Origin of the sequence: Bhargavaea massiliensis (assembly GCF_050480245.1) — a bacterium.
Lineage (GTDB): Bacteria > Bacillota > Bacilli > Bacillales > Anoxybacillaceae > Anoxybacillus.
Genome location: NZ_JBCNEQ010000040.1, coordinates 26,093 through 33,055 on the forward strand (window position 1 = coordinate 26,093; position 6,963 = coordinate 33,055).

The 6,963-nt window shown below is 38.7% G+C and carries 8 protein-coding genes; 3 read left to right on the forward strand and 5 right to left on the reverse strand.

All coding sequences use genetic code 11. The features are described from left to right. Positions 1-7: 7 nt before the first annotated feature. Entirely contained in the window at positions 8-214 is a 207-nt protein-coding gene (locus ABEV15_RS08490; protein WP_429631132.1) for a YuzF family protein, read from the reverse strand. Positions 215-383: 169 nt separating this feature from the next. Between ABEV15_RS08490 and ABEV15_RS08495 the strand changes: the two genes are divergently transcribed. Further along, positions 384-1,637: a two-component system sensor histidine kinase NtrB gene (locus ABEV15_RS08495; RefSeq protein WP_498852949.1), complete on the forward strand. Its 1,254-nt coding sequence runs from the start codon at positions 384-386 to the stop codon at positions 1,635-1,637. Between the two features lie 260 nt (positions 1,638-1,897). Continuing rightward, positions 1,898-3,238: an MATE family efflux transporter gene (locus ABEV15_RS08500; protein WP_429631128.1), complete on the forward strand. Its 1,341-nt coding sequence runs from the start codon at positions 1,898-1,900 to the stop codon at positions 3,236-3,238. A 27-nt stretch (positions 3,239-3,265) separates the two neighbouring features. Here the strand turns inward: ABEV15_RS08500 and ABEV15_RS08505 are convergent, their stop codons facing one another. The 4 genes from ABEV15_RS08505 to ABEV15_RS08520 form a co-directional block, all read right to left on the reverse strand. Beyond that, positions 3,266-3,379: a YjcZ family sporulation protein gene (locus ABEV15_RS08505; protein WP_429631126.1), complete on the reverse strand. Its 114-nt coding sequence runs from the start codon at positions 3,377-3,379 to the stop codon at positions 3,266-3,268. Between the two features lie 26 nt (positions 3,380-3,405). Continuing rightward, the gene (locus ABEV15_RS08510) at positions 3,406-3,510 is read right to left on the reverse strand and encodes a YjcZ family sporulation protein (RefSeq protein ID WP_429631124.1); all 105 of its coding nucleotides are present in this window, start codon (positions 3,508-3,510) and stop codon (positions 3,406-3,408) included. A gap of 105 nt (positions 3,511-3,615) precedes the next feature. Then, complete coding sequence (rarD, locus tag ABEV15_RS08515) at positions 3,616-4,515, reverse strand: EamA family transporter RarD (RefSeq protein WP_498852950.1); 900 nt, start codon at positions 4,513-4,515, stop codon at positions 3,616-3,618. A 21-nt stretch (positions 4,516-4,536) separates the two neighbouring features. Beyond that, positions 4,537-5,415: a cation diffusion facilitator family transporter gene (locus tag ABEV15_RS08520; protein WP_498852952.1), complete on the reverse strand. Its 879-nt coding sequence runs from the start codon at positions 5,413-5,415 to the stop codon at positions 4,537-4,539. Positions 5,416-5,638: 223 nt separating this feature from the next. On the opposite strand from ABEV15_RS08520, the gene ABEV15_RS08525 reads away from it, so the two are divergent. Beyond that, positions 5,639-6,943, forward strand: coding sequence for a Na+/H+ antiporter family protein (locus ABEV15_RS08525; RefSeq protein WP_498852951.1), 1,305 nt, complete (start codon positions 5,639-5,641; stop codon positions 6,941-6,943). The last annotated feature ends 20 nt before the right edge of the window (positions 6,944-6,963 follow it).

A 6,963-nucleotide genomic window follows, 5' to 3' on the forward strand; every position in this document is an offset into this window, starting at 1 on the left:
CCCCCTTTTATTTCGGCATAATCCAAATGGTTTGTTGAATGCGGACAAAAAAGAGGGTATCGCCATTTTTTAGCACAATATGATCGGGCTTCACATCTTGAATCGTGCCATGCATATTTCCCCGCACAGTTTCGATCACTACTTCTCTTCCTCTAAGTGTTTGTAACGTTTGGTAAACATAAGGGTCGATCAGAGACATAAATTGAGGTGTCATCTTCTCCCCCCTTTCTTCTTTTTTCTTTTTCATCTTATTCGTTTACATCGTTGTTTATTACATTTTTCATTTAGAACATAGTTTTATAAAAAAACAATTAAATACTAGCCGATTTCACAATTTTACGTTAAACTTCAACATAGAAATAGTGAAGCGAGGAGTTAAAGTCATGGAAACGCTTGAACAACTAAAGCGAAAAATAAATGAGCTCGAGGAAGAACTGAGTTTATATAAGCGTTTTGTTGAACACATTTCTTTCCCATTTTCTTATGTTGATTACGAACTTGGAAAAGCATTAAAAAAGGAAAGGAATACAGTTTCTCCGATCATTGAAACGGTGAGAAAAGATCAGCGTCAACAACCTGTGCTACAATGGGATATCGATCTCCAAAAAGACTATCCATTCGAACAGGTTGAACAGTTTTTAGCACCTATTTTTGATCTTGTTTCTCATCATATCGTTTTCGTCGATGCTGAAGGAATCATTACATTATGTAATTTGCAAGCTGCCAACGATGTCGGAGTAAATCGAGATGAGATCATCGGCAAACATATTCGTGAATTGTTAAACATTCCTGATGAACAAATTATGACACTAAAAACATTGCGAACAAAGCAACCGCTCTACAATTGCGAAGTGCTCGATCGATATTATGGCATCATTAATACGCGCATTTTATATCATGAAGATGGATCAATTAAACGTGTAATTAGCATGTTTCAATCGCTTAATCAAATGAAAGAAGCAGAAAAACTAGCGATTGCTGGGCGGATCGCTGCTGGAATTGCTCATGAAATTCGAAATCCGTTGACGACCGTACGGGGATATTTACAATTTTTAAAAGAGCAACTTCCCGAGCATATCGTTCATCTTATTGATCAACTACTTATTCCTGAACTTGATCGAGCAAATGACATTATTACAGACTTTTTAAATATCGCAAAACCAAACGAAGTAAAAGCAGAGTGGATTGATATAAATGAATTCATTCGCAATGATTTAGATCTTTTATTACGAAGCGAAGCGCTTCTTCATAACGTAGAGCTTTCCTATCATCTAGATGAAAAACTACAACATTACGTCGTTTATATTGATAAAAACCAACTGTTGCAAGTGTTTATTAACTTGTTTCGCAATGCGATTGAAGCGAAAACTGAAAAGTCTTTGCACGTAAACATTGGAACGAAATTGCATAATAACCTTGTTCAAATTTCTGTGCACGACAATGGGCCTGGTATTCCGCCCACAATTATCCATCATGTTTTTGATCCATTTTTTTCGACAAAACAAACGGGAACAGGTCTTGGTTTATCTTTGTCCCGAAAAATTATTGAGCTGCATAAAGGATCGATGCGCGTTCAAAGTGAATTAGGACATGGTACGTGCTTTATTATTGAATTACCAGCTTATTCAAAAAAATGAGGCTGCAGTCAAAGCAGCCTCATTTTTACGCTTCTTTTTTCCACTTCACTTGTTCTTCTTTCCAACATTCTACTTGATGTTCGCCCCCCCGATATTGCGCGCATAAAATACTAGGTTTTTCCCTTATTTTCGTTGTGTCATATAGTCTTGTGACGCTGCAAAAGCAACTCGACCAAGCAAGAAGGTTCTCTATGAATATACAAAAATGATATGTTATAATGTCGTTTGTCCACATCTTTACTTGTGTTCGGAGGAAAATGATGAAAGAAACGTATACGTTAAAAGAAAAAATAAAGCAATTTTTACATATTTTATTACCTATCTTTCTCACACAAATTAGCTTGTATATGATGAACTTTTTTGATGTGATGATGACCGGAAAATATCGTGCAGTTGATTTAGCTGGAGTGGCGATCGGTTCAAACATTTGGGTCGCTATTTTCACAGGAATTGGCGGTATATTAACTGGCTTAACCCCCATCGTTGCTCAAGCGTTTGGTGCAAAAGACCGTGAACGTATTTCCCAAACAGTTGAGCAAGCAATATACTTGGCGATCGCATTTGCTTGTTTTGTATTTGCAATCGTTTATTTTCTCGTCCCAGTTTTATTAAAAAATATGGATATAGAATATGACGTACAAACCGTTGCCTATCAATATTTACAAGCGTTATGTATTGGCGTTGTCCCTATTTTTATTTATTACGTTCTTCGCTCCTTTATGGATGCTCTCGGTCAAACAAAAGTTACAATGACGTTAACGTTATGCTCATTGCCGTTAAATATTTTATTGAATGATATGCTCATTTTTGGACGATGGGGCATGCCTGCGCTCGGTGGAGTCGGTGCAGGATACGCTACGAGTATAACATATTGGTGCTTATTGCTATGTGCATTTTTGCTCGTTCGCTTCCGTACACCTTTTGCCACATACAATATACTAAAAAAGCTTAGGCCTATTTCGTTGTCTATTTGGAAACAATTAGTTTCGATCGGTACACCCATTGGACTATCGATCTTTTTTGAAACAAGCATTTTTTCTGCTGTCACCTTGTTAATGAGTCAATTCGGAACAACGACAATTGCTGCCCATCAAGCAGCGATGAATTTTGCTTCACTTTTATACATGATTCCACTAAGCATTTCCCTCACTTTAACGATTATTGTCGGCTTTGAAGTGGGAGCCAATCGATTGGGGCATGCGAAACGTTATTGCATGGTTGGTATTACTTTTGCCGTTACGATGGCTATCGTTGCTTCAATCGCTTTATTATTGTTTCGCGAAACGATCGCTTCGCTATATACAAATGACGCACTTGTTTTGCAATGGACGAAGCAATTTTTGTTATATGCCCTATTTTTCCAATTTTCCGATGCCATTGCCGCCCCGATTCAAGGAGCATTGCGAGGATACAAAGATGTTCGATTCCCGTTTTTTATTGCACTTGTATCTTATTGGTTAGTCGGCTTGCCAGTTGGATATGTACTAGCTCATTATACCGTTGCCGGACCGTTTGGATATTGGCTCGGTCTTATTATTGGCTTAGCTTCAGGTGCAGGTCTATTATTCATACGGCTACGTCAAAAATGGAAACATGTATAAAAGCAAGAGGGCCCCCCCTCTTGCTTTTTAGCACCAGGCCGCGCCGACGATAATAAGCAAGATAAAAAGTACAACGATGAACACAAATGTTTTTCCGTATCCTGGATAACCATAACCATAGCCAAATCCATATCCGTACATAACACACTTCCCCCTTTATTGTTTAATTAATATCCCCAGCCAACAATATAAGCACTACCAACAATGATTAACAAAATAAACAATACAACAATTAACGCAAAGCCACCGCCATGATAATATCCTCCACTCATCTTTTGACACCTCCTTCTTGTACTAACAACCTATTCAAGTGGTAGGTAAAACGTTAGAGATTTTGAAAAGATGGGTGAAAAAAACGTCTGCCTAACGACAGACGTTTATATGTTTAATAATTTTTCCCTTCGTTTTTCCCATGTGCTAGAAATTGAAAATAAAATCAACGCAGTCCAAATACAGATAAACGCATATACATGAGCATTTGTAAACGGCTCGTGAAACAAAAACACACCAAGAAGTAAACTCAATGTCGGCGAGATATATTGTAAAAATCCTAAAAGAGTTAGTGAAATATGCTGAGCTCCTTTAGCAAAATATAAAAGGGGCAATACGGTTGCCGGCCCAGCCCCTACAAGCAATAACATCGTTGCAAGCGAAAAAGAAGCATCGGGCAGCTGTCCAAACGAATGGACAATAAATATGAACGCAAAAGGAGTCACGAGCATCGTCTCAACAGTCAAACCAATTGTTGCATCAACAGAAATGACTTTTTTCACAAGACTATAGAGCGCAAAGCTACAAGCAAGCGAAAGCGCAACCCATGGAATTTTGCCATATTCAATCGTCATAAGCACAACTCCAACAGCTGCTAAAATAAACGACACGACTTGCCATTTATATAGACGTTCTTTTAATACAATAACACCTAATAATACGTTTAACAACGGATTCATATAATATCCTAAACTTGCTTCAACCATATGATCATGATTGACAGCCCATATGTAAATAAACCAATTTGTACTAATAAGCAACGATGCAACGATTAAAGCGATTGCACGCTTTTTTTCTCGCCGCAACAATTGACATGTATGCAAAAATGTAAACCAACTTTTTTTAATGAGCAACAACGCGATCATAAACAAAAAAGAAGCGACAATACGATAAGATAAAATCTCCTCTGCTCCGATATGTTGAAGTAATTTCCAATACAAAGGCAATATTCCCCACAATACATAAGCAAGCAATGCATAAATTGTACCGAGTTTTTTATTTTCCATTTTGCAACTCCTTTCTTCATCTCACTCTTCACGGAGAGCGTGATCTTGTTGATCAGGTTCAATATGGATGTGGGCATAAACTACCCCATATTTGCGTTCGAGCAACCGCTCAACTTGATCCGCAATATTATGACTTGTTACGACGTTTAAGTGTGGAGCAACACAAATTGTAACATCAATGACGACTTCATTGCCATACATTCGCCCTTTAATATCTACCACTCGTTTCACACCGTCAATACGCTCAATTTCCTGTTTGTATCGTTGCAGCATCTCGTCATCAAAACCATCCGTCAACGTATGGGATGCTTCTTTAAAAATATCCCACGCTGTCTTACAAATCATCAATCCAATGACGAAAGCAGTAGCAGGGTCGAGCCAACGCATATGTAACTGAGCACCAATCACACCAACAACCGTACCTATACTAACGAGGGCATCGGATAAATGATCTTTGGCAGCGGCAGCAAGCGCATGACTATTTGTCACCATCGCTAAACGCTTATTAAACGTATATACGGCAAACATAAATATAGCTGAAGCGCTAGCTGTCCATACCGCTATCCAGTCTGGCTCGACATACCCCTTATTTTTTAACGTCTGCACCGAATGGGTTAACACATCAACCCCAATAGACATCATAATAAACGCTGCAATCAAAGAAGAAATATGTTCCGCGCGTGAATGACCGTACGGATGATTATTATCACGTGGCTTCTTCGCAATCAGTAGCCCAATTAAAATGGCGACAGAAGCAAGGATATCAGTGAAATTATTCCATCCATCTGCCTGTAACGCTTCTGAATTTGACATATATCCGACGTACAACTTTACCAAAGATAATATAATATAAGCGCCAATGCTCACCCATGCCCCTAGTTCTGGTTTCATTTGCGTCATATATTCACCAACTTTTTCATTTTCTTGCGTTAACATTGTAACAAGTATACATCATGTGGGTCTATAGCAACAAAATTGGATCATTGAAGAATAGTAGGAGACAGCCATTAACATTGCCCTTAACCAAAATGATTGTTGACGACATATGAATGAATATGATAGATTGTTTAGTGTTTCATTACTCTACCAATTTATCAAACTAAAGTGTTTTATGGAGGTCATTATGAACGCTGTTGTTATCTCAGTACTCGTCATGCTCATCCTTAGTTTAATGCGAATGAACGTTGTGTTTTCATTACTTATCGCATCGTTAGTAGGCGGATGGATTGGAAACCTCAGCCTTTCAAAAACTGTTGAATTGTTTTCAGAAGGACTAGGGAATAGCGCAGAAGTTGCCTTAAGCTATGCTTTGTTAGGTGGATTTGCTATCGCAATTTCAAAAACAGGGTTACCAAGTGCCATTGTCCATATGGTTGTAAAAATTGTTGGTAAACAAGGAGAAGGAAAACGATATTCAAAAGCGCTTATTCTTCTTATCATTTTATTGATGTCATGCTTTTCACAAAACTTAATTCCGATCCATATTGCCTTTATTCCCATTTTAATTCCGCCAATTTTGCATATTTTGAATGAGCTGCATGTGGATCGGCGGTTAGTGGCATCGATTATTACATTCGGTTTAATTACCCCTTACATGTGGCTACCTACTGGGTTTGGGGCGATTTTTCACGACATTGTACAATCAAATATGGCCCAAGGTGGGCTAGTCGTAGCAAAATCAGATATTCCAAAAGCAATGTTCTTACCATCGCTCGGAATGATTGTCGGTTTACTTATCGCCTTTTTTGTATATCGGAAACCACGAGCGTATAAACAAACAACAATGGAAAACGACACAAATGCATCGTTTCATCAACGCGGCGTATTGTTTGCGATTATCGCTGTAATTGTCGCCTTAACTGTCCAACTTGTCCTTGACTCAATGATTTTTGGAGCATTAGCAGGAATTGTTGTCATTTACTTGAGCGGATGTATTCGTTTCACAGAAAGCGATCGTTTGTTTACAGAAGGTATGCGCATGATGGCATTTATTGGATTTGTTATGTTAAGCGCTTCAGGATTTGCCCATGTATTAAAAAAAACTGGGCACATTGAGAAACTTGTTGAACAGGCTGCTTCATTCATCGGTCATAACGCGTCACTCGGCGCATTGCTTATGTTACTTGTCGGACTACTGATCACGATGGGCATCGGCTCTTCGTTTTCTACCGTTCCGATTATCGCAACCATTTTTGTTCCGCTTTGTATGAAGCTTGGACTTAGTCCAATGGCAACAATTGCGATTATTGGAGCTGCTGGCGCACTCGGCGATGCAGGATCACCTGCCTCTGACAGCACGCTCGGTCCAACGTCAGGTTTAAACGTTGATGGACAGCATCACCACATTTGGGATACATGTGTTCCAACATTTATTCATTACAACATTCCTGTCATTATTTTCGCATGGATCGCGGCAATCGTTTTATAATTTAATCGAGTAGGAGGAGG